The sequence below is a fragment of the Streptomyces sp. NPDC127129 genome (assembly GCF_042671585.1).
Classification (GTDB): Bacteria; Actinomycetota; Actinomycetes; order Streptomycetales; family Streptomycetaceae; genus Streptomyces.
The window spans coordinates 71,722-92,911 of the sequence record NZ_JBHXTV010000019.1 but is presented as its reverse complement, the minus strand read 5'-3'; the positions used below and the strand labels follow the sequence as shown (position 1 = coordinate 92,911).

The following is a 21,190-nucleotide window of genomic DNA, read 5'->3' as shown; positions in this document are numbered from 1 at the left end:
AATTGGGAAACCGCCCGGCATGGCCCCGTACGCGGTCCGGAAGGACTGTGCCGTGGTGCGCCCTCACTCGCCCCTGCCCGCCCAACGGGCGCGTATCCGAAGGGAGGACCGTGACCTTCGGATTCGCTCCGTCCGCAGCCGCCTCGATCGCCTCGTCCGAGTCCGCCAGCCGCCTCGCTCGGATATTGGAGCCCGCCGAGTGGGCGGCCGCCGGAATCCCGCTGCTGCGCAATCCCCGTGAGGTCGTCGGCGGACTGCACACACGCCATCGGCCGACGCCCGCGACGGCGGTCGTCGCGGTGCTCGACCACGAGGAACGGCTCATCGCCAGCGCGTCGTTCACGCGTCGTCCGGTCATCGCGGACGGCTGGGAGTTCCGTAACGCGCTCCTGGCCCATCTGCGTCGCGTGATCCCGCACGACCTGCGTCGGCGTACGCCGGTACGGACTGCCGTGCTGCTCTACTGCCGCGAGGGCGACGAGCGTTGGACGGAGGAGGACGGCGCCTGGATGTGGGGGCTGCGGGACGCCTGCACGCTCCACGGGCTGCGCTGCGGTGCGTACATCGCGCTCACCCGGGGCGGTTGGCAGGTGCTGGGCGAGGGCCGCGGCGGCCGGCACCCGAGCCTGGGCTCACGTCCCGACGCGCTCGGTGATACCGCCTCCGAACGAGGCATCTTCGCTCCGCGCACGGCCGGCGGTGCCGCCGAACCGCTGCGCCGGACCGCGGCCCGCTGAGAGGGACCCGCCGGTGCGCGGGACCACGGCCCGGCCGCCCGCGAGGGGCAGCCGGGTCAGGACCGCGGAAGGCTCTCCGGCTCAGACACCCGCGCCGAGCACGGCGTTGATGCGCTGCGGGTCGCCGCAGACGATGAGCAGCGTGGTCGCGCGTCCCATCGCCAGGGGCAGCGTCCGAGCGGCGACTTCGTCGCTCGGACCGTTGACCGCCACGACGACGACGGGCCGGGCCGCGGCACGCTCCACGGCGGAGGCGTCGGCGAAGAACACGTCGTCGCCGGCGTCCTGCTGCGCCCAGTAGGCGGTCTCGCCGAAGGACAGCTCGTGCGCGGCCCACGGGTGCTGCTCACCGGTGGTGAGCACGAGGATGTCGCCGGGGGCACGGCCGCTCTCCAGGAGCAGATCGACGGCCTCTTCGGCGGCGTCGATCGCGCCGTCGACCGGGGCCGGGATCAGCTGGATCTGCGGTCCGGACCGCTGTTCGGAACGATTCTCCGTGCGGGAGGACGGGGACTGCCCGGCACCGGGGTGCGGGCGCGGTACCGGCGGCGCGGGGCGAGCCGGTCCTGGACCGGGACGCCCGGGACGCGGCGAAGCCGCGGAACGCGGACCGGGTACGGGACGGGGGGTCGGCGCGGGGTGGCCTGCGGCCGTGCCGCGGGGACCCTGGGCACTCTCGTGAATCTGAGGCTCCTCGGGGATGAGAGGCATGGGTGGATGTCTATCAAACGCCGGTGCGCGAAGCTCCGGCGGGTGTGCACAATCGTGCGACCCGGCTGTCGGCATGGGCCTGCCGGGAAGTTCAGAAGTCGAAGCCGAGTTGGCCCCCGCTTTCCAGTGCGACCGCCTCGGCGGAGATCCGGACCTTCTTGAGGTGGCTCCACTGAGGCAGCGCGTCGAGATACGCCCAGGAGAGGCGGTGGTACGCCGTGGGCCCCAGCTCTCGCAGGGCGGCCTTGTGGACCGGTGAGGGGTAGCCCGCGTTGTCGCCGAACCCGTACGCCGCACACTCCTGCGCCTCGGTCTCCAGCTCGGCCATCATCGCGTCGCGTCGGACCTTGGCGATGACCGAGGCCGCCGCCACGGCGACGCAGGACTGGTCGCCCTTGATCACCGTACGGACCTGCCACGGGCTGCCGAGGTAGTCGTGCTTGCCGTCGAGGATCACCGCGTCGGGGCGTACGGGCAGGGCGTCGAGCGCGCGCACGGCGGCGAGCCGGAGCGCGGCGGTCATGCCGAGTTCGTCGATCTCCTCGGGGGAGGCGTCGCCGAGGGCGTAGGCGGTGACCCACTTCTCCAGCTCCGCGGCCAAGGCGGTGCGGCGCTTGGGGGTGATCAGCTTGGAGTCCGTGAGTCCCTCGGGGGGCCGCCGCAGGCCGGTGATGGCCGCGCAGACGGTGACGGGCCCGGCCCATGCCCCGCGTCCGACCTCATCGACCCCGGCGATGATCTTGGCGCCGGTGGTGGCTCGGAGCGAGCGCTCGACGGTGTGAGTGGGTGGTTCGTAGGGCATGGCGCCAGACAGATTACGCCGATCGGGACCGCCCGCGATACCCGGATTCCCATCGGATGTCCGAAGCGGCCGGAAGAAGCCCTCGGGGACCCCGCTCCGGCGTGTTCTGATCGATCATCGCGACGCCTCGGGCGTCGCCCCTGTTCCTCCCCGCGGCGGGGCGGAACAGGGGGCCACACGTACAAACGGACGGATGGTCACGTCCGGGTTCAGGGAGAGCCGTACGAATCGCCGTACCAGGCGCCGTCCGCGTACGGGTCGTACTCGTCCTCCCTGCTCGGCCTGCCGCATTCGGCAGGAGTGCGGTCGATCCCACGCTCCGCCAGGATCGAGCGCGCCCGCGCCTCCGACCAGCTGGTGGCGTACCAGCTGCCGTCGTTCTCACCCAGGCGCTCCTCGATGTCGAGGAGCGCGCAGGAGCGCTGCGGCTCGGGGAGCCGGTCGAGTGCGGGTACGGCATCGGCCGAGAGGCCCGCGAGATAGGGCACGTCGATCTTCCCGGAGCTGCTGAACCGCTCGACGTTCTGTTCGGCGACGATGGCGTCGGGGGAGGCCAGTCCGAAAAGGAGCATGCCCGCGGCGGCGCTCACGGCCACCGCACGGGGCAGCAGGCGGGCGCCGAAGATCCCCGCGGCCATGATCAGCAGGATGATCAGACCCAGCCACATCTCCATGGCGGCCACCGAGATCCGCAGCCGCGTGAGCCCGTACGCGTCCACGTACAGGTCCATTCTGCGCAGTGCCGAGGCGACCACGACCAGAGTGAGGAGGCACAGGGTACCCAGGACGGCGCGTACGAGGGTGTTGTCGCGCGCATCCGAGCGCGGCGCCCAGCGCAGGGCGAGGCCGATCACCACGAGGGTGAGCAGGGTCGCCATGAGGAGCTGCCAGAAGCCCTGCCGGGCGTACTCGGAGTAGGTCAGGTCGGTCTCGCGGAGGACCTTGTCGTATCCGCCGAAGAGGACGGCGAGTTGGACCGCGTTGAACGCCGCGAAGAGCAGGTTCAGCACGATGAGGGGCAGCGCCCACTCCAGGCGGGCCCGAGCCTTGCCGGGGCGGACGGCCATCCGGTCCCAGCGCAGCGGTGCGGCGGCGGTACGGGCGACGGCGATCGCGCCGAACAGTCCGAGCAGGAAGAGGGAGAGCCGCCAGGGCGCCTGCTCCAGTGAGATGTCGGGGATGAGCGCGCCGAGCAGATCGGCGAAGGCGGCGTCGGCGCCGGCGAACAGCGCGCCGAAGACGACGAGCAGGACGACGGCCACCGCGACGGTCCGTACGACCGGACCCCACCGGCCGCGCGAGCCGTCGGCCCGGTGGCGCACCCCGTGCCAGAGCCAGGCGGTACCGGAGCCGAGGGAGTCGAAGAGTCCGACGGGGGCGAGCAGGACGCTCGGCCAGCTCCGGCCACCGTGCAGGGCCAGGGCCGTCACTCCGAGGGCGGTGACGATCGCGAGGAAGGTCGGCCAGCCGGCGTCCCGCAGCGCGGGTACGGCGAGGAGGGCGAGACCGCCGATCGCCCAGACCAGCGTCCAGGGCCGCAGTCGGCGGCCGGCCGCCCGCGCGGCGAACGCGGCCGCGAGGACCGCGGGAGCGGCCACGATCATCAGGTTGACCCCGAGGCCCTCGCCCAGGAGCAGGGCGCTGAGCAGGGCGGTCGCCAGGACGGCCCAGAGCGTCGGAGCCGTCACCGGGGCCGGGGCCGCGGGGCGCAGTCGGTTGAGCCAGGGCTCGCTCGGAGGCACGGGTGGCGCCCAGGGGTACGCCGGTCTGACGCCCGGCACCCCGGCACCCGCCACGGCCCGCGCCTGCTGCGGCTGGCCCTGGGGCTGCGGCCGTGGCTGCGGCTGGATCTGGGGCTGCGGCGGGCTGTGCGGCTGCGGCTTCACCGTCGGTACGGCGCCGGACGGCGGCGTACCTGCGGAGCTCTGCGGCTCAGCGGCAGGCTTCGCCTCAGCTCTGTCCTGCGGTGGCGGTTCGGACGGTATGTCGGACACGGGACCCCCTCCCGACCCGGTCGCGTTCGGTGCCGTGGCGGCGGAAGGGAGCGGTCCGGGTGTCGCGTCGGCGCGCTCTCGTCATGATCAGCGCTGCGGAGTGGCCGACTCTAACGCCGGTCCGGCCCGTCGGACCCGGCCGGGGGGCGCTGTGTCAGGACCGTGACACTCAACGTCCCGTTCCAGGGGTGCCGGACGACGTTCAGGACCACGCCGCCAGGGACCGGAACCCCGGGGCACGGTCGGCCGGCGCCGGCCGACCGCACCCTGGGGCGGGGAAAACCTCGGACTTCAGGGACGGACAGACGTCGGCAGCCACTCCGGCAGGTCCTCGGTCCGCTCCAGCCAGGATGCGGGCGGCGCGCCGGCCGTGCTGGAGGCCACGACACCACCGGCGATGGCGCAGGTGGTGTCGACGTCCCCACCGACCTGGGCGGTCGTCCAGAACACCTGCTCGTAGTCGCCGAGGGCCCGGGCCGCCGACCAGAGTGCGAACGGGACGGTGTCGTGGGCGCTGGTGCGGCGCCCGCTGCCGAGCACCGCCGCCACGGTTGCGGCATCGCCGTAGTCGAGCATGTCGCGTGCGCGGCGCAGCCCCGCGCCGACGGCGCTGCGCGGCACGAGGGCGACGACTCCGTCCAGCAGGTCCGTGGGCTTCGGCGGACCCGCGGGATCCGCCGCGAGCGCGGCGGCGGCCGCCACGGCCATGGCCCCGACGACGGCTTCGCGGTGCTGGTGCGTGGTGTACGCGGAGATCTCGGCCTGATGGGTCGCCTGCTCCGGGTCGTCCGCATACCAGGCGCCGAGCGGGGCGATCCGCATCGCGGCACCGTTGCCCCAGGACCCCTGTCCGTTGAAGAGCGCGGCGGCCAGTTCACGCCAGTCGCCGCCCTCCCGGATGAGTCGGAGCATCCGGTTGACCGCGGGCCCGTAGCCCCGGTCGAAGTCGTGATGCTCGGCGAACGAGTGAGCGAGCGCGTCCTGGTCGATCCGGTCGTGCCGGGCGAGCACGGCCAGGACCGAGCAGGCCATCTCGGTGTCATCGGTCCACTGCCACGTTCCCGACGGCAGTTCGCGTCGTTTGAGCAGCGGATAGTTGACGGGGACGAAGAACTGGGAGCCCAGGGCGTCTCCCACGGCCAGCCCTCGAAGGCTGGCCAGGGCGCGTTCGAAGCGCCGGTCGAGAGAGGAGTCAGCGGTCATCGCTGAACCACTCTATCCGGTGTGGCCGTACGGTTCCGGGGTACGCCAGTGCTCGAACGGCCGGTCCAGGCTGTATCGGCCGTCCTCGCCGAGGAGCAGCGTCCGCGTCTCCCCGTTGCCCGGGTTGGACAGGGACTCGAACTCGGCGACGGTCCAGTGGAACCAGCGCATGCAGAACAGCCGCATCGTCAGCCCATGGGTGACCAGCAGGACGTTCGGGGGGTGGTCCGGCGCCTCGAAGCTGCGGTAGAGGCTCTCCAGGAACGCGCCGACCCGGTCGTACACGTCCGCTCCCGACTCGCCCTGTGCGAAGCGGTAGAAGAAGTGCCCGTACGCGTCGCGGTAGGCCTTCTGGAGACGTACGTCGTCCCGGTCCTGCCAGTTCCCCCAGTCCTGCTCCCTCAGCCGCGGCTCCTCCCTCACCCGGACCTGTCCGGGGTCGAGCCGGAACGCCCGGAACGTCTGGTGGGTGCGGCGGTACGGAGAGACGTACACGCTGACCTGTTCCTCCCCGAACAGGTCCCGTAGCCGCTCCCCCGTCTCACGCGCCTGCAGTTGACCGGTGTCGGTGAGTCTGAGCGCGTGGTCGGGCTCCCGCTCGTACACCGTGTCGTCGGCGTTGCCTTCGGACTCTCCGTGCCGTACGAGGACGATGCGCCGCGGTCGTGCCATGTCATGACCCTAGATGGCCACCCCCACCCGGGCTCTGCCGGGGAGGCGTCCGGCGTCCATCCGGCGTATGGCGCCGGTGAACCGGCGGCGCAGCTGCCGGTCGTGCGAGACCACGACCAGGGCTCCGGCCCACTGCTCCAGCGCCTCTTCCAGCTCCTCGACAAGGCCGAGGGCCAGGTGGTTGGCGGGCTCGTCGAGCAGCAGCAGGTCGACGGGCCGGGCCAGCAGGCGGGCGAGGGCGAGCCTGCGGCGCTGCCCGGCGGAGAGGCTGCCGACGGGTACGTGGAGGTCGCCCGGCCGGAACAGTCCGAACGAGAGGAGCAGTTCCCTCTGCTCGTCCTCCGTGAGCGCCAGCCCGCGGCCGAAGGTGGAGAGGACACGCTCCGCGGGGCGGTGGGCCGGTATCTCCTGGGCGAGGAACCCGATCCGGCCGCTGCGTCGGACTTCCCCGCCGTCCGGCTCGATGAGCCCCGCCATGACGCGGAGCAGCGTGGATTTGCCCGCCCCGTTGCCGCCGTGGATCAGGAGCTTCTCCCCCGCCCGGACGGTCAGCCTGTCGATGGCCAGCCGGTCCGCCACACGCACCGCAGTCAGCGAGATCACCTCCCCCTCGGCTCCTCCTGCGACCGGCCGTGCGGCGAAGGTGAGCGGCCGCGGGGGCTTGGCGACCGGTTCGGCCCGGAGGCGGCGCAGTCGCTCCTGGGCGTTGCGGACCCGGCCGGAGACCGATGCCTGGACCCGGCCGCCGGCCCGGTCGTACGCCATCTTGTTGTTGTCCTTGATCGAGCGCCCCAGGGCCACTCCATGGGCGGTGGTCGTGGCGTAGGCCTCGAGCCGGGCCGTCTCCTCGTGCCAGGCCTCGTACTCCTGCTCCCAACGCTGCCGGGCGGCCGCGCGCTCGGCGCGGAAGCCGGCGTACCCGTTCCCGTACCGGACGACCGTGCGCCGGTCTGCGTCGACCTCCAGGACGGACGTCACGACCCGTTCCAGGAAGACCCGGTCGTGAGAGACGGCCACGACCGTGCCGTGGTGGGCCAGCAGTGCCTCCTCCAACCAGTCCAGGGCCTGTTCGTCGAGATGGTTGGTGGGCTCGTCCAGCAGGAGCACCTCGGGCGCGGCGGCGACGGCGCAGGCGATGCCGAGCCGGGCCTGCTCGCCGCCGGACAGGCTGGCGAGCAGGCGCTCTCGGCCTATGGAGGCGAGCCCGAGACCGTGCATGGCCTTGTCGACACGTGCGTCCGCTTCGTAGCCGCCGCGCAGTTCGAAGAGCGTGAGCAACTCTCCGTAGGCGTCGAGTTCCTTCGCTCCGGCCGCGGCGAGCGTCGCCTCGCTCTCACGGAGCCGCCGTTCCAGGGTCCGGAGTTCGGCCAGGGCGTCGTCGATCGCGTCGCCCACGGTGTGGTCGGCCGAGAGGCGTGGGGTCTGCGCGAGCATTCCCGTGCCGCCCTCCGCAAGGGTCGTGACCTCCCCCTCGTCGGGCCCTTCGCGACCCGCGAGCAGACGGAGAAGGGTGGATTTTCCCGCCCCGTTCTCCCCCACGATCCCGATTCGCTCACCCGGGCGCACCGTGAGCGAGATCCGGTCGAGCAGCAGGCGCTCGCCGCGGGACACGGTCACGTCGTGCAGAGAAATCTGTGTAGGCAAGGGCGCCTCCGGTTTCGGTCGACAGGACATGGCCGCCTCCGGTAAATGCAACGGAAGTGGCATTACGAAGACTATGGCAGACTCGGCCTCCTAACGCAACGGGAGTCGCAATTGAACGCGTCGATGGAAACGGACCAGACACCTCCGCCCGGCAGCCGTCGTCCCGGCGGCCGCACCGCGCGCACCCGGGCGGCCGTGCGCGACGCCGTCCTGACGGGGCTGGCCGAGCACGGTTATCCGGCCCTCACCGTCGAGTACGTGGCGGAGCATTCCGGAGTGCACAAGACGACGCTCTACCGTCGCTGGGGCAGCCTCGAAGGGCTTCTCGCGGACGCCCTGGTCCTCGCCGGCGAGGACAGCTGGACACCGCCGGACACCGGAAGCCTGGAGCGCGACCTGCGGGCGCTGGCCCGCGAGGTGGTCGACTCCTTCTCCGACCCCGCCGCATCCGCGGCTCCCACCGCGTTCGTCGGCGCCGCCTTCCAGTCGGAGCGCGCCGCGGACGCGCTGCGGGCCTTCTACACGGAGCGCTTCACCCGCTGCGAAGCGGTCGTCGAACGTGCCGTGGCTCGCGGCGAAGCGCCGGAGGGCACGGACGCGGGCGCGGTCGTGCGCGCCGTCTCGGCGCCCCTGTTCCTGCGCCTGTTCGTCACCCGCGAGCCGGTCGACACGGCGCTGGCCGACCAGTCGGCCCGCGCGACGGCGACCGCGGTCGCGGCGGGGGCCTACCTCACACCGTCGAACCTTGCCGAAACACCGTCGAACCTCGCCGAACCAGCCGAGCCCGGCAGCTAGGCCGATCCCACCGGTCCAGCCGATCTCACCGGTCCCGGCGGTCCCGGCGGTCCAACCAGCCCCGGCAAAGGCGTGATCAGACCGTCCAGGACGCCTCGAGCTGCACCACGTCCCCGCTGAGCGCTGCCACGTCCGCCTCCGTCTGAGCACGCAGCCCGAGCCGTTCGACCCGCTCCGCCCGGTACTTGCCGTGCTCGGCGGCGGACCGCCACATCGACAGCACGACGAACTCGTTCCCCGGCGCCTCGCCGAAGACCCCGCGCAGCATGCCCGGGGAGCCGGCCATCGCCGGGTTCCACACCTTCTCCTGCATCAGCGCGAAGTGCTCGACCCGGCCCTCGTGGACCCTGCAGTGCGCCACTCTCGCCACATCGGCGTCCGCGAACTTCGGCTCGAAGCCGGTCTTCACATCGAAGCGGTGGTCGAAGAGCTTGACCTGGCTGTCCTTGAACGAGCCGGACTGCGTCGCCGCCAGCCGGTCGTGCGATCGCGCCATGAACGAGTCGTAGAACGCGCGGCTCTCCCAGAACGAGAAGACATGGGCGACATCGGGCCGCGCCCGGCTCCATCCACCGCCCTGGCCCCGGAACCCCGGCTCACCCAGCAAACCCGCCCATTTCCGCTGCCCCCGCTCGAACCCGCGACGGTCCACCACGGTGCAGCGAATCCACTTGACCAGCACGGCGCCATCGTACGGGGCATTCACCGCCCGCCACCCCGTTCTCGCGCGGAGTGCGCATGACACCATGAGCAACCGGTCCGAGACCATGGGCAGTTGACCGTGCCCGGGTTATCAGTCGTACACAGAGAGGGGATTCACGGTGAGCGGACTCAACAAGGGGGTCGGCAAGGTCGAGGTGACGCTCAAGTGGGACCCCAGTCCGATCGGCGCCGCGGCGCACGATCTCGACATCATCGCCGGGGTCTACACGGCGGACGATCCGTACGGCTCGCCCGCCTATCTGGTGCACTTCGACAGCCGCTCCCCCGACGGGACGATCACGCTCAGCCGGGACAGCCGTACGGGCCAGGGCTTCGGCTACGACGAGGCGATGATCCTCGAACTGGACCGCCTCGCGCCGCGCTACGCGCGCGTGGTGGTGGGAGTCGCCATCCAGCAGGGCTCCGGCAGGCTGACGTTCGGCGCCATCGCCAACACCGGCGTACGGGTGCGCGAGGGCTACACCGAGCTCGCCGCTCATGGCTTCGAGGACGTCGCCGGAGCCACGGCGGCGACGGTCGTGGAGTTCACCCGCGACGGGCCGGACGGCTGGTCCTATCGGTCGATCCGCCATGGCTTCGACGCGGATCCGCAGGTCTTCGCAGCGCAGATGGGCGCTAGGACCGCCTGACCGCCCAACCACCTGACCGACTGACCACCGCCCGACTGCCTGACCGCCCACTCGGCCTTTGTCCGGCGCGGGGGCGCGTCAGACGCCCGGGAGGGGATCGGCACATGGCCGGTCCCCTTCGGCCGCCAGGGAGGCCCGCAGGCCGAGTTCGGGTACGACGGAGTCGACGAGCCACGTCAGCCTTGCATGGCCCGCCGCCAGGCCCTCCCGCGCCGCGTCGCGCCATTCCGTACGGCCGAGCAGGTCGACGTACGACCTCCTGACGTCGTCCCAACGCGCCTGGAGACCGTCGTCGTCCGACCAGGCCGGCGTCTCCGCGCCCAGGTAGCGGGAGACCGTCGTCGCGTCGCAGTAGCGTTCGGCCGTCGGTCCCAGGTGTCCGAGGTGGCGGACGTGGGCCTCCATCACCGTGAGCGCGTGCGGGTAATGACGAAGTGAGGTTCCCATGCCCTCGCAGTACGTCATGACATGGAGGATCCGCCCTGTCTGGTCCACCACGGCGGCATCGGTCCCGGCATCCACGATGACGTCGTGCAGCCCGGTCACGCGCGCGGCGTCGGAGGCTACGTAGCTGTTGAGGAACTCACCGTCGGCGGCCGCGTTTCTGAGCAGCCAGGGCCGTACGGCCGGGTGGTCGTCCACGCGCCTGCACAGCGCCTCCACCGCGTGGACCCGGCCCCATTCGGTGGCCCGTTCCGCCAGCCAGATCAGGGCCTCGACCCCACCCGGCAGACGTTCCAGCGCCCGCGCCGCGAGCGGGCCGAAGGCGTTGGAGAGGAGGCCGATGGTCTGGATCCTGCCGATGTCGGCCACCGTGCCGGCCTCCGCGAGCAGTGCCAGCCCGACGGCGACGGATCCGGTATCGGTTCCGTGCCGCACCAGCCACCGGCCGGCTTCCCGGGCTCTGCCAGCCGGTGCCCTCTGAGCGGCACCGCTGATCCGCTCGTGGTGACGTGCCCACACCGGGAGACCCCGAAGCCTCTCGGCCAGCTCATGCGGAGTGGCAGGGCGCACCACATCGGTGTCGCCATCGGTGTCGTCATCGGTGCCGTCGAAGTACCCGTCGAGGACCCTCACGGCGTCGGCGTCGGCGTCAGCGCCGTCCCGGGTGGGGGCGAGCGATGCCTTCCGCTCTGGTCCGCCCCGGCGCCGCTCCGCGCCCGGGAACGGGGCTCCCCCACGGGCGAGGGGTGCGTCCGGCGTCAGGCGATGGAGCCGGAGGGCGTGGTCGAACAGCGTCGTCGGGGTTCCGGGCGGTCCTGCCCCGGGCGTCTCGCTCACAGGCGGGCGGACGACTCGATTCTCTTGATCACGCCCGGCACCCTGTCACCGCCGACCGTCCGGCACAAGCCCCGACGAGGGTCAGGAACGCCGAAGGGCGGTGGCGCCGAAAGATCGGCACCACCGCCCTCATGCGGAGGCTTCACCCGCCGACGGAGAAACTTCACCCGCCGGCCGGCCCCGTGGGGTCAGCTGCAGCCGCTGGTCGAGCCGCAGCCCTCGCAGATGTAGCAGGAACCGGCCCGCTGCATCTTCGTACCGCAGGAGAAGCAGAGCGGGGCGTCCGCGCTGATGCCCAGCTGCATCTCGACGAGCTCGGCGGAGGTGTGCGCCTGCTTCGGAGCCGGGACCTCCACCTTCGGCGGGGCCGTGACGGCCTTCAGGGTCTCCGTCTGACGCGGGGCGGACTGGGCCAGGCCCTCGACGTCCATCTCGTCGTCGGCGGCCTCGTAGGAGCCCGTCTCAAGGTGACGCTGACGCTCCTCGGCCGAGTGGATGCCGAGCGCGGAGCGGGTCTCGAAGGGCAGGAAGTCCAGCGCGAGACGGCGGAAGATGTAGTCGACGATCGACTGGGCCATCCGCACGTCCGGGTCGTCCGTCATACCGGCCGGCTCGAAGCGCATGTTGGTGAACTTCGAGACGTACGTCTCCAGCGGGACGCCGTACTGCAGACCGACGGAGACGGCGATGGAGAACGCGTCCATCATTCCGGCGAGCGTCGAACCCTGCTTGGACATCTTCAGGAAGACCTCGCCGAGACCGTCGTCCGGGTAGGAGTTGGCGGTCATGTACCCCTCGGCGCCACCGACCGTGAAGGAGGTGGTGATCCCCGGGCGGCCCTTGGGCAGACGCTTGCGGACCGGGCGGTACTCGACGACCTTCTCGACGGCCTCGCGGATCGTCGCCTCGGACTTCGCGGTGACCTCGGCCTTCTCCTCCTCCTTCTTCTTCGCGGAGAGGGGCTGGCCGACCTTGCAGTTGTCGCGGTAGATGGCGAGCGCCTTGACGCCCATCTTCCAGGCCTCGAAGTAGACCTCCTCGACGTCCTCGACCGTGGCCGTCTCCGGCAGGTTCACGGTCTTGGAGAGGGCGCCGGAGATCCACGGCTGGATGGCGGCCATCATGCGGACGTGGCCCATCGCGGAGATGGAACGCTCGCCCATGGCGCAGTCGAAGACCTCGTAGTGCTCGGTCTTCAGACCGGGGGCGCCGATCACATTGCCGTGGTCGGCGATGTGGGCGACGATCGCCTCGATCTGCTCCTCCTGGTAGCCCAGGCGGCGCAGGGCCTGCGGGACGGTGCCGTTGACGATCTGCATCGAGCCGCCGCCGACCAGCTTCTTGAACTTGACCAGGGCGAGGTCGGGCTCGAGGCCGGTGGTGTCGCAGGACATCGCGAGACCGATGGTGCCGGTCGGGGCGATGACCGACGCCTGTGCGTTGCGGAAGCCGTTCTTGGCGCCGAGACGGAGGACGTCCTGCCAGGCCTCCGTGGCCGCGGCCCAGATCGGCGCGTCGAGGTCGTCCATGCGGACGGCGACGGTGTTGGCGTCGGCGTGCTGCTTCATGACGCGCTGGTGCGGCTCGGCGTTGCGGGCGTAGCCGTCGTACGGGCCGACGACCGCGGCGAGCTCGGCGGAGCGCTTGTACGAGGTTCCGGTCATCAGCGAGGTGATGGCGCCGGCCAGGGCGCGGCCGCCGTCGGAGTCGTACGCGTGGCCCGTGGCCATGAGCAGGGCGCCGAGGTTGGCGTAGCCGATGCCCAGCTGACGGAAGGCGCGGGTGTTCTCGCCGATCTTCTGGGTGGGGAAGTCGGCGAAGCAGATGGAGATGTCCATCGCGGTGATGACCAGCTCGACGACCTTGGAGAAGCGCTCGGAGTCGAACGACTGGTTGCCCTTGCCGTCGTCCTTGAGGAACTTCATCAGGTTCAGCGAGGCGAGGTTGCAGGACGTGTTGTCCAGGTGCATGTACTCGCTGCACGGGTTCGAGCCGTTGATGCGGCCGGACTCGGGGCAGGTGTGCCAGTGGTTGATCGTGTCGTCGTACTGGATGCCCGGGTCGGCGCAGGCCCACGCGGCCTCGGCCATCTTGCGGAACAGCGCCTTGGCGTCGACCTTCTCGATGACCTCGCCGGTCATACGGGACGTCAGGCCGAAGGTGCCGCCTTCCTCGACCGCCTTCATGAACGTGTCGTTCACGCGGACCGAGTTGTTGGCGTTCTGGTACTGGACGGACGTGATGTCGTCGCCGCCCAGGTCCATGTCGAAGCCCGCGTCACGGAGGGCGCGGATCTTCTCCTCCTCCTTGACCTTGGTCTCGATGAAGTCCTCGATGTCGGGGTGGTCGACGTCGAGGATGACCATCTTGGCCGCACGGCGGGTGGCGCCGCCCGACTTGATCGTTCCTGCGGAGGCGTCGGCGCCGCGCATGAAGGAGACCGGGCCGGAGGCGTTGCCGCCGGAGGAGAGGAGCTCCTTGGAGGAGCGGATGCGGGAGAGGTTCAGGCCGGCGCCGGAGCCGCCCTTGAAGATCATGCCCTCTTCCTTGTACCAGTCGAGGATCGACTCCATGGAGTCGTCGACGGACAGGATGAAGCAGGCGGAGACCTGCTGCGGCTGAGGCGTGCCGACGTTGAACCAGACCGGCGAGTTGAAGCTGAAGATCTGGTGCAGGAGGGCGTACGCCAACTCGTGCTCGAAGATCTCGGTGTCGGCGGGCGAGGCGAAGTAGCCGTGCTCCTCGCCGGCCTTCGTGTAGGTCTTCACGATCCGGTCGATGAGCTGCTTCAGACCGGTCTCGCGCTGCGGGGTGCCGACCGCCCCGCGGAAGTACTTGCTGGTGACGATGTTGACCGCGTTCACCGACCAGAAGTCGGGGAACTCGACGCCACGCTGCTCGAAGTTGACCGAGCCGTCGCGCCAGTTGGTCATGACGACGTCACGACGCTCCCAGACCACCTCGTCGTACGGATGCACGCCGGGGGTGGTGTGGATGCGCTCGATACGCAGGCCCTTGCTCGCCTTGGCTCCCTTGGCGCGGGAACCTCGTGCCGGACCGCTCGCCGTCTCTGTCATGCCGCCTCCCATATACGGGCAAAACACCCTGAAGTACCCAGATAATCCCAGGGCACTGTCTTCCTGTCTGCTGTCACGGGCACCGCTCGGGGCGCCTGTGACACGTCTCTTCGGCCGCGCGCGGCCGGCCACTGCCGGACCGTCGGTCCGGCCGGCCGGTCAGTCGGCGGCGGTGGCGGGAACGGGGACCTCGGGGGTCACTCCGGTCCCGCAGTCCTCTGCGTGATGCCGTCGCTCGCGGAGCTCCGCGACGGCGGCCTCGAAGTCGTCGAGGCTTTCGAAAGCCTTGTAAACGGATGCGAAGCGCAGGTACGCGACCAGGTCGAGCTCCTGCAACGGGCCGAGGATGGCCAGCCCCACGTCGTGGGTGGTCAGCTCGGCGCTTCCGGTGGCGCGCACCGCCTCCTCGACCCGCTGGCCGAGCTTGGCGAGGGCGTCCTCGGTCACGGGCCGCCCCTGGCACGCCTTGCGCACGCCGGAGATGACCTTGGTGCGACTGAAGGGTTCCGTGACTCCGGAGCGCTTGACCACCATGAGCGAGCACGTCTCCACCGTCGTGAAACGACGGGAGCAGTCGGGGCACTGGCGGCGGCGTCGGATCGACGTCCCGTCGTCGGTGGTGCGACTGTCGACGACACGGCTGTCGGGGTGCCTGCAGAAGGGGCAATGCATGGTTCCGACCCTCCCTCACGGCACGACTGAATAGCCTCGCCGAGCCCGTCAAGGCCCCTCGAAGCGACCACCAGCATAGGCGATGCGGGCGCCCCCGACAGACGGGGGACCACAACTTCTAGGTGGTTGATGCAATCCAACCACTAGATCTGGGGTTGGGCCCGATTTCCGGCACTTCGCGCGTGTCGCGCGGGCCCGGCGCGGAGGACCGGCCACGAGGGTACGGGAAGCGCGCGGCTCCGCCGATCCGGGGCCCGCGAGTGCGAGACTGGAAGGGCACCCCCGCCCGCATGCGGGCCGACGCCGAACGGTACCGTAATGACCGAATTGCCACCGGCGCCGGAGCCTGCATATACACCCACCCACGCATAGACGTAAGACAATCTGCGGTTTTTCACTCGAACGTGTGTTTGGCGCAACCTTTCGAAAGCCACTACCGTTGTGCCAGCCAGGGAGACCATTCGAGAGGGGCCGCCGACGTGACCACCACCGCAGACAGTGCCACCATCACTGCCCAGGACCGCTCCCAGGGCCGACTCGAGGCGGTGCATGCCATGAATGACGCAGCCATGAACGGGGACGGCGAGCCGGGGCGACCTGCGCGCTCGCTGCCCGGACGACCTCCAGGCATCAGGGCCGACAGCTCCGGCCTCACCGACCGGCAGCGCAGGGTGATCGAGGTCATCCGTGACTCGGTCCAGCGGCGGGGGTACCCGCCGTCGATGCGGGAGATCGGTCAGGCGGTCGGCCTCTCCAGCACCTCCTCCGTGGCACACCAGCTGATGGCGCTGGAGCGCAAGGGCTTCCTGCGCCGGGACCCGCACCGCCCCAGGGCGTACGAGGTCCGTGGCTCGGACCAGCCGAGCACCCAGCCGACGGACACCACCGGCAAGCCGGCCGCCTCGTACGTGCCCCTCGTGGGCCGGATCGCCGCCGGTGGTCCGATCCTCGCCGAAGAGTCGGTCGAGGACGTCTTCCCGCTCCCCAGGCAGCTCGTCGGCGACGGTGAACTCTTCGTCCTGAAGGTCGTCGGCGACTCCATGATCGAGGCGGCGATCTGTGACGGGGACTGGGTCACCGTCCGTCGGCAGCCGGTCGCGGAGAACGGCGACATCGTCGCCGCCATGCTCGAAGGCGAAGCCACGGTCAAGCGCTTCAAGCGCGAGGACGGCCACGTCTGGCTGCTGCCGCACAACGCGGCGTACCAGCCGATCCCCGGCGACGAGGCCACCATCCTCGGCAAGGTCGTGGCGGTACTGCGGCGAGTGTGACACCACCTCGCCGGCTCTGACCGGGCCCCGGAACCCACTGCGCCGGTTCCGGGGCCCTGCTCTGTTCTGCTTCGGATGTGCGTCGTCGACCGCCCGTGGCCCCTTGGTCCGGTCGTCCCCTCGTCCTGTCGTCGCGTGTGGACACGACGCGACGGAGGCCCGGCTCTCACCGGCCGGGCCCGGACCTCGTCCTTTCTCAGACGCCGGCTGCCTTCGAGGCGGCGTCGATCGCCGCCAGCGACTTGCGCACCTGGTTACGGTCCGTCGTGTACCAGAAGTCGGGCAGCGAAGCCTTCAGATAGCTGCCGTACCGCGCCGTGGCCAGCCGGGGATCGAGTACGGCGACGACGCCACGGTCGCCCGTGGCCCGTACGAGACGTCCCGCGCCCTGGGCCATCAGCAGGGCGGCATGCGTGGCGGCGACGGCCATGAAGCCATTGCCTCCCGCGTCCTCGACCGCCTTCTGGCGGGCGCTCATCAGCGGGTCGTCGGGGCGCGGGAACGGGATCTTGTCCATCACGACCAGCTGGCAGCTGGCGCCCGGGACATCCACACCCTGCCAGAGGGAGAGCGTCCCGAAGAGGCACGTCTGCGGATCCGCGGAGAAGTTCTTGATCAGCTCACCGAGCGTGTCCTCGCCCTGGAGCAGGATCGGGAACTCGGGGATGCGGGAGCGCAGCTCCTCGGCGGCCAGCTGGGCAGCGCGCATCGACGAGAACAGACCGAGCGTCCTGCCGCCCGCCGCCTGCATGAGCTCCGTGAGCTCGTCGAGCATGTCCGTACGGTCGCCGTCCCGAGCGGGGCGGGCCAAGTGCTTGGCGACGTAGAGAATGCCCTGCTTGGGGTAGTCGAACGGCGAGCCCACGTCGATGCCCTTCCACACCGGCACGTCGTCGCCCTGGGTTCCTTCGGGAGCCAGGCCCAGCGAGGCTCCGACGCCGTTGAAGTCACCGCCCAGCTTCAGCGTGGCCGAGGTGAGGACGACGGACCGGTCCGCGAAGAGCTTCTCGCGCAGCAGCCCGGACACCGAGAGCGGGGCCACCCTCAGCGAGGCGCCGAAACGATCGTGGCGTTCGTACCAGACGACGTCGTACTCGGAACCCTGGGTGATCCGCTCGGCGACGCCGTGGACGGTCTCCACGGACGCCAGGGCCTGCTTGCGGACGGCGTCCTCGTCCTGGACGGACTTGTCCCGGGTGGAACCGAGTGCCGAGATCACCGCGCGCGAGGCGTCGCGCAGCGCCATCAGGGCGTAGCCCAGGTCCTCCGGGATCTCCTCCAGACGGCCGGGCAGCGCCAGCTCCATCAGCCGCTCGAAGCCCTCCGCGGCGGTCTGCATCTGGTCGGCGACCTTCTCGTCGACCAGCTTCGCGGAGCGGCGGACAGCGCGATTCACCTGGCCGGGGGTGAGTTCGCCCGTGGCGACGCCGGTCACCCGGGAGACCAGCTCATGGGCCTCGTCGACGATCAGCACTTCGTGCTGAGGCAGCACCGGGGCGCCTTCGATCGCGTCGATGGCCAGCAGCGCGTGATTGGTGACGACGACCTCGGCGAGCTTGGCCCGCTCACGGGCCGCCTCGGCGAAGCACTCCGCCCCGTACGCGCACTTGCTGGCGCCCAGGCACTCCCGCGAGGAGACCGAGACCTGGGCCCAGGCCCGGTCCGAGACGCCGGGCGTCAGGTCGTCCCGGTCACCCGTCTCCGTCTCGTCCGACCAGTCGCGGAGCCGCAGCAGGTCCTGCCCCAGCTTGCTCGTGGGCGCGGCGGCCTCGAAGGGGTCGAAGAGACCCTCCTCCTCGTCCTGGGGCACCCCCTCGTGAAGGCGGTGGAGGCAGAGGTAGTTCGACCGCCCCTTGAGCATCGCGAACTCCGGGCGCCGCCGCAGCTGCGGGTGCAGGGCGTCGACCGTCCGCGGAAGATCGCGCTCGACCAGCTGGCGCTGGAGCGCCAGCGTGGCCGTGGCGACCACCACGCGCTCACCGTGCGCCAGGGCCGGCACCAGATAGCCGAGGGACTTTCCGGTGCCGGTACCGGCCTGGACCAGCAGGTGGGAGCTGTCGTCGATGGCCTCGGCAACGGCCTCGGCCATGGTGACCTGGCCGGGCCGCTCCATCCCGCCGACGGCGGTGACGGCGGCGTGCAGGAGGTCGGGGAGGGATGGCTTCGTCATAGCGCGTCCACCCTACGGCGCGGCACTGACAGTCGGATCACGCGAGCGGGTTCGGGACCGTCCCGTGGACGGCGGCGTGCGGCCGCTCGGGGCGGTCGCGGTAGCCGTCCAGATGCAGACGGTTGCGGTTGAGACAGAGCCGCTCGATCCGCGGGGTGAGGAGATCGAAGAGCTCGAACCGTTCCTTCAGCTCGGGGAAGCGCGCCTGATGACGAAGGATCTCGGCCCGGACGAGCGCCCAGAAGTCGTTCTCCGGCACGGCGAGTTGTTCCTCGCAGAGTGGAGCCAGGTAGCGGAATACGCCGACGAACAGCCCTGAATGGATGAACTGGGTGAGGAATTCCGGATCCTCGGTGAGCAGGACGGCCCGGACGTCGTCCGGCATCGACTCGTGCTCGGGCAACGGGTGGGCGCTGATGTTGACGTCGTCGACGAAGTCCTTGATCGCCAGCCGTACGGGCACGTCCTGGTCGTCGTAGACGACGATGGCGTTCTCTCCGTGCGGGGAGAAGACGGTGCCGTACTGGTAGAGGAAGTGCAGCAGCGGAGGCAGCAGAGCGGCGAAGAGCCGCTGGAGCCAGACGGCGGGGGCCAGTCCGGACCGCTGGACGAGTTCGGCGACGAAGGCGCGCCCGTCCGGATCGGTGTGCAGCAGGGCGGCCAGGGTCCGGGCGTGTTCGCCGGCCGGGAGCCTGAGGGGTTCGCGCCAGATCGCGCCGAGGAGTTCCTTGTACTGGTAAGGGACCTCGGGCAGCCGGTCGTAGAGAGGGTGCTCGACGGTGACCGAGGCGACCTCGCCGAGAAGGATCACGCCGCACTCGTCACGCAGGAACGCGTCGGCGTCCCGCAGCCCGTGGACCCAGGAGGTGACAGCGGGTGCCGCGAGGGTCCGCTCCGTGGGGAGGCCGCGCCAGACGAGGGTGTTGAGCACGGAGAGCGGCAGCTTCACGGTGTGCCGGTCGGGCCTGCTCGTGTTGAGGAACGTACGGATGGACTGCTGCGGGAGGCGCAGGTCGCCGTCGGCGGGCAGGGGCACGATCGCGCCCGCGGCGACGGCGGGGGCGTAGAGCGGAAGGATGACCTCGTCCCACTGCCAGGGGTGAACGGGCAGGAGGAGATACCTGTCGGCGTCGAGTCCGCGTTCGCTGAGTACCGCCCGGAAGGCCTCACGGACCCCGGCGTCCAGCTCGCGGGCGTAGAGCTGCTCGGGTGTGTCCAGGCCGGGGACTCCGCGGTAGGCGGCGAGGTCGGTGCTGACGGCGATCCAGGGGAGCTTCGCCGGGCGGCGGGCTTCGGGGGCCCAGCGGGCGGCGTCGGTGGCGGAGAAGCCGATCCTGCCCTTGTTGAGGACGAGCCAGGGGTGACCGGTCTGGTGTCCTTCGAGTTCGGCGTACCCGAGGTCGGCGAGCCGGCCGGCGGTGAGCGCCGTCGTGTCGAGGCGGGCGTCGGCGGCGAGGGTGGTGGTGAGCTCACGGATGAGATGGCCGAGGGTGGCGCCGTCGAGGTTCAGCAGCCGGCGGGCACGGACGAGGAAGTCGAGGGGGTCGGTCAGCCGCTGCCCGTCCCACGCCAGGGAATCGGGGTCGAGACGCCAGCTTCCGTAGGCACCGCGGCGGGCCGTGAAGGTCAGCGCCGAGCCGTCGTCGAGCCGGAGGAGGTACGGCCGAAGTCCGTGTGCCGTATCTGCATCTGCGCCGCCGCGTGCGTCGGGCGCTTCGTGGGCGCCGGGGGTTCCGTCTGCGCCGGGCTCCGGGCCGGACGCCGGTGAGGGCTCGACGATCTCCTCGTACGCGAACTCGGCGATGGTCTTGGCGAGCAGGCGCGAGGCGGCGCGGGTCCAGGCCTCTGGGGTCAGCTCGGCGGGTGAGAGCAGTGCGGAGTCATGGGTGGCAGGGGACGTCGGCACGGGGACTCCTCGGGGTGGGAACCGCTGTGGGTCGAGCGGTGTAAGTAAGGCAGGGAGGCGTTCACAGGACGTGACGAAGGGCCCGGTCGCGGACCATGAGGGCGGCTCGCTTGTCGGGAAGGTCGACTTCCGCGGAGAAGCGGAAACCGGCCCTCAGGAAGGCTGCGACGGAGGGGGTGTTGCGCAGGTCGGGTTCGGCGATGACACGCGTGCTGTGCGGACGGTGGTCGAGCACGAGATCGGCCGCGGCGCGGAGGAGCGCGGTGCCGACACCTCGGCCTCGGTCGGCGACGCCGCCGAGGAGGAGGTGGATACCGGTGTCGTGCGGACGGGCGGGATAGTGCCGGGCGAGTGGGTCGAGGTCGGCGCGGTAGATCTCGAAGTAACTCATCGGCGTGGAGTCGAGGACTCCGAGGCAGGGCACGCTGCGGCCGTCACCGTCGAGTTGCGCGCCGATGTGGGTGGCCGTGACGGCCTCGGGTCCGGAGAGTTCCCAGAAGGCCGCGACGGCCGGGTCGTTCATCCACCGCGTGATGAGGGGCAGGTCGCGCTCCAGTCGCACGGGTACGAGGCGGAAGGTACCGACGGGGGTGGTGGCGGAACCCCAGGTGGCGACCGCGTCGAGGAGGTCGCCACGGGTGGTCGCCGTGCCCTCGCCGGCCGCGATGAGGGAGATCAGTTCGTCCGAGAGGTGCAGGTCCAGAGTGTCCTCACTGCCCGTGCCGGGCACGGGCAGTGAGCCGGCTGCTGCGACACAGCTCGCGTCGGCATCGGGACTCGTGTCGGCATCGGGGCGGCTGCTGGTGTCCGCCTCGACGCCGAGGCCGGTGTCCGGGCTCGCGTCGGTGCCGGGACGCGCATCGGTGGGAGGCACGGTGGTGGTCTCCTCTCGGCGGGTTCGGT

General features: G+C 70.9%; 17 protein-coding genes. 4 read left to right on the top strand and 13 right to left on the bottom strand.

Annotation, left to right across the window (positions count from 1 at the left end; genetic code table 11):
* Window positions 1–110: 110 nt before the first annotated feature.
* The gene (locus ACFVGW_RS30665) at window positions 111–737 is read left to right on the top strand and encodes a hypothetical protein (protein ID WP_385854227.1); all 627 of its coding nucleotides are present in this window, start codon (window positions 111–113) and stop codon (window positions 735–737) included.
* A gap of 81 nt (window positions 738–818) precedes the next feature.
* Here the strand turns inward: ACFVGW_RS30665 and ACFVGW_RS30660 are convergent, their stop codons facing one another.
* From ACFVGW_RS30660 to ACFVGW_RS30635, 6 genes are all read right to left on the bottom strand, one after another.
* Window positions 819–1,448: a hypothetical protein gene (locus ACFVGW_RS30660; protein WP_385854226.1), complete on the bottom strand. Its 630-nt coding sequence runs from the start codon at window positions 1,446–1,448 to the stop codon at window positions 819–821.
* Window positions 1,449–1,539: 91 nt separating this feature from the next.
* The gene (locus ACFVGW_RS30655; RefSeq protein WP_383229359.1) at window positions 1,540–2,250 is read right to left on the bottom strand and encodes a ribonuclease HII; all 711 of its coding nucleotides are present in this window, start codon (window positions 2,248–2,250) and stop codon (window positions 1,540–1,542) included.
* A gap of 209 nt (window positions 2,251–2,459) precedes the next feature.
* A complete protein-coding gene (locus ACFVGW_RS30650) occupies window positions 2,460–4,244 on the bottom strand; it encodes a DUF4153 domain-containing protein (protein WP_385854225.1) in 1,785 nt (594 codons plus the stop codon).
* A 291-nt stretch (window positions 4,245–4,535) separates the two neighbouring features.
* Entirely contained in the window at window positions 4,536–5,447 is a 912-nt protein-coding gene (locus ACFVGW_RS30645; RefSeq protein WP_385854224.1) for an ADP-ribosylglycohydrolase family protein, read from the bottom strand.
* A gap of 12 nt (window positions 5,448–5,459) precedes the next feature.
* Window positions 5,460–6,119 (bottom strand): histidine phosphatase family protein, encoded by a 660-nt coding sequence (locus tag ACFVGW_RS30640; protein WP_385854223.1) that lies wholly within the window; start codon window positions 6,117–6,119, stop codon window positions 5,460–5,462.
* A 9-nt stretch (window positions 6,120–6,128) separates the two neighbouring features.
* On the bottom strand, window positions 6,129–7,793 hold the full coding sequence (locus ACFVGW_RS30635; RefSeq protein WP_385854222.1) for an ABC-F family ATP-binding cassette domain-containing protein: 1,665 nt from the start codon (window positions 7,791–7,793) through the stop codon (window positions 6,129–6,131).
* Between the two features lie 93 nt (window positions 7,794–7,886).
* Between ACFVGW_RS30635 and ACFVGW_RS30630 the strand changes: the two genes are divergently transcribed.
* Window positions 7,887–8,558: a TetR/AcrR family transcriptional regulator gene (locus ACFVGW_RS30630; RefSeq protein ID WP_385854221.1), complete on the top strand. Its 672-nt coding sequence runs from the start codon at window positions 7,887–7,889 to the stop codon at window positions 8,556–8,558.
* A 76-nt stretch (window positions 8,559–8,634) separates the two neighbouring features.
* On the opposite strand, the gene ACFVGW_RS30625 is transcribed toward ACFVGW_RS30630, so the two are convergent.
* On the bottom strand, window positions 8,635–9,240 hold the full coding sequence (locus tag ACFVGW_RS30625; protein WP_352187970.1) for a YdbC family protein: 606 nt from the start codon (window positions 9,238–9,240) through the stop codon (window positions 8,635–8,637).
* A 139-nt stretch (window positions 9,241–9,379) separates the two neighbouring features.
* Between ACFVGW_RS30625 and ACFVGW_RS30620 the strand changes: the two genes are divergently transcribed.
* Complete coding sequence (locus tag ACFVGW_RS30620) at window positions 9,380–9,910, top strand: TerD family protein (protein WP_385854220.1); 531 nt, start codon at window positions 9,380–9,382, stop codon at window positions 9,908–9,910.
* Between the two features lie 78 nt (window positions 9,911–9,988).
* On the opposite strand, the gene ACFVGW_RS30615 is transcribed toward ACFVGW_RS30620, so the two are convergent.
* The 3 genes from ACFVGW_RS30615 to nrdR all read right to left on the bottom strand — a co-directional run bounded on the left by ACFVGW_RS30615 (window position 9,989) and on the right by nrdR (window position 14,940).
* Complete coding sequence (locus ACFVGW_RS30615) at window positions 9,989–10,789, bottom strand: hypothetical protein (RefSeq protein WP_385854219.1); 801 nt, start codon at window positions 10,787–10,789, stop codon at window positions 9,989–9,991.
* A 590-nt stretch (window positions 10,790–11,379) separates the two neighbouring features.
* Window positions 11,380–14,268 carry a vitamin B12-dependent ribonucleotide reductase gene (locus ACFVGW_RS30610; RefSeq protein WP_385854218.1) on the bottom strand — a complete coding sequence of 963 codons (2,889 nt, stop codon included), beginning with the start codon at window positions 14,266–14,268 and terminating at the stop codon, window positions 11,380–11,382.
* 159 nt (window positions 14,269–14,427) lie between these two features.
* Window positions 14,428–14,940 (bottom strand): transcriptional regulator NrdR, encoded by a 513-nt coding sequence (nrdR, locus tag ACFVGW_RS30605; RefSeq protein ID WP_383228582.1) that lies wholly within the window; start codon window positions 14,938–14,940, stop codon window positions 14,428–14,430.
* Between the two features lie 479 nt (window positions 14,941–15,419).
* On the opposite strand from nrdR, the gene lexA reads away from it, so the two are divergent.
* A complete protein-coding gene (gene lexA, locus ACFVGW_RS30600) occupies window positions 15,420–16,211 on the top strand; it encodes a transcriptional repressor LexA (RefSeq protein WP_352187966.1) in 792 nt (263 codons plus the stop codon).
* Window positions 16,212–16,407: 196 nt separating this feature from the next.
* Here lexA and ACFVGW_RS30595 read toward each other — a convergent pair whose 3' ends face one another.
* From ACFVGW_RS30595 to ACFVGW_RS30585, 3 genes are all read right to left on the bottom strand, one after another.
* Window positions 16,408–18,381: an ATP-dependent DNA helicase gene (locus tag ACFVGW_RS30595; protein ID WP_385854217.1), complete on the bottom strand. Its 1,974-nt coding sequence runs from the start codon at window positions 18,379–18,381 to the stop codon at window positions 16,408–16,410.
* A 37-nt stretch (window positions 18,382–18,418) separates the two neighbouring features.
* A complete protein-coding gene (locus ACFVGW_RS30590; RefSeq protein ID WP_385854216.1) occupies window positions 18,419–20,287 on the bottom strand; it encodes an IucA/IucC family protein in 1,869 nt (622 codons plus the stop codon).
* 61 nt (window positions 20,288–20,348) lie between these two features.
* Entirely contained in the window at window positions 20,349–21,161 is an 813-nt protein-coding gene (locus ACFVGW_RS30585) for a GNAT family N-acetyltransferase (protein ID WP_385854215.1), read from the bottom strand.
* Between the last annotated feature and the right edge of the window lie 29 nt (window positions 21,162–21,190).

What these genes read in the sequence shown, in the direction of transcription:
- ACFVGW_RS30630 (WP_385854221.1), top strand. Translation starts at nt 7,887, where the DNA reads ATGGAAACGGACCAGACACCTCCGCCCGGCAGCCGTCGTCCCGGCGGC.
- ACFVGW_RS30655 (WP_383229359.1), bottom strand. Translation starts at nt 2,250, where the DNA reads ATGCCCTACGAACCACCCACTCACACCGTCGAGCGCTCGCTCCGAGCC.
- ACFVGW_RS30595 (WP_385854217.1), bottom strand. Translation starts at nt 18,381, where the DNA reads ATGACGAAGCCATCCCTCCCCGACCTCCTGCACGCCGCCGTCACCGCC.
- ACFVGW_RS30640 (WP_385854223.1), bottom strand. Translation starts at nt 6,119, where the DNA reads ATGGCACGACCGCGGCGCATCGTCCTCGTACGGCACGGAGAGTCCGAA.
- nrdR (WP_383228582.1), bottom strand. Translation starts at nt 14,940, where the DNA reads ATGCATTGCCCCTTCTGCAGGCACCCCGACAGCCGTGTCGTCGACAGT.
- ACFVGW_RS30610 (WP_385854218.1), bottom strand. Translation starts at nt 14,268, where the DNA reads ATGACAGAGACGGCGAGCGGTCCGGCACGAGGTTCCCGCGCCAAGGGA.
- ACFVGW_RS30645 (WP_385854224.1), bottom strand. Translation starts at nt 5,447, where the DNA reads ATGACCGCTGACTCCTCTCTCGACCGGCGCTTCGAACGCGCCCTGGCC.
- ACFVGW_RS30660 (WP_385854226.1), bottom strand. Translation starts at nt 1,448, where the DNA reads ATGCCTCTCATCCCCGAGGAGCCTCAGATTCACGAGAGTGCCCAGGGT.
- ACFVGW_RS30635 (WP_385854222.1), bottom strand. Translation starts at nt 7,793, where the DNA reads ATGTCCTGTCGACCGAAACCGGAGGCGCCCTTGCCTACACAGATTTCT.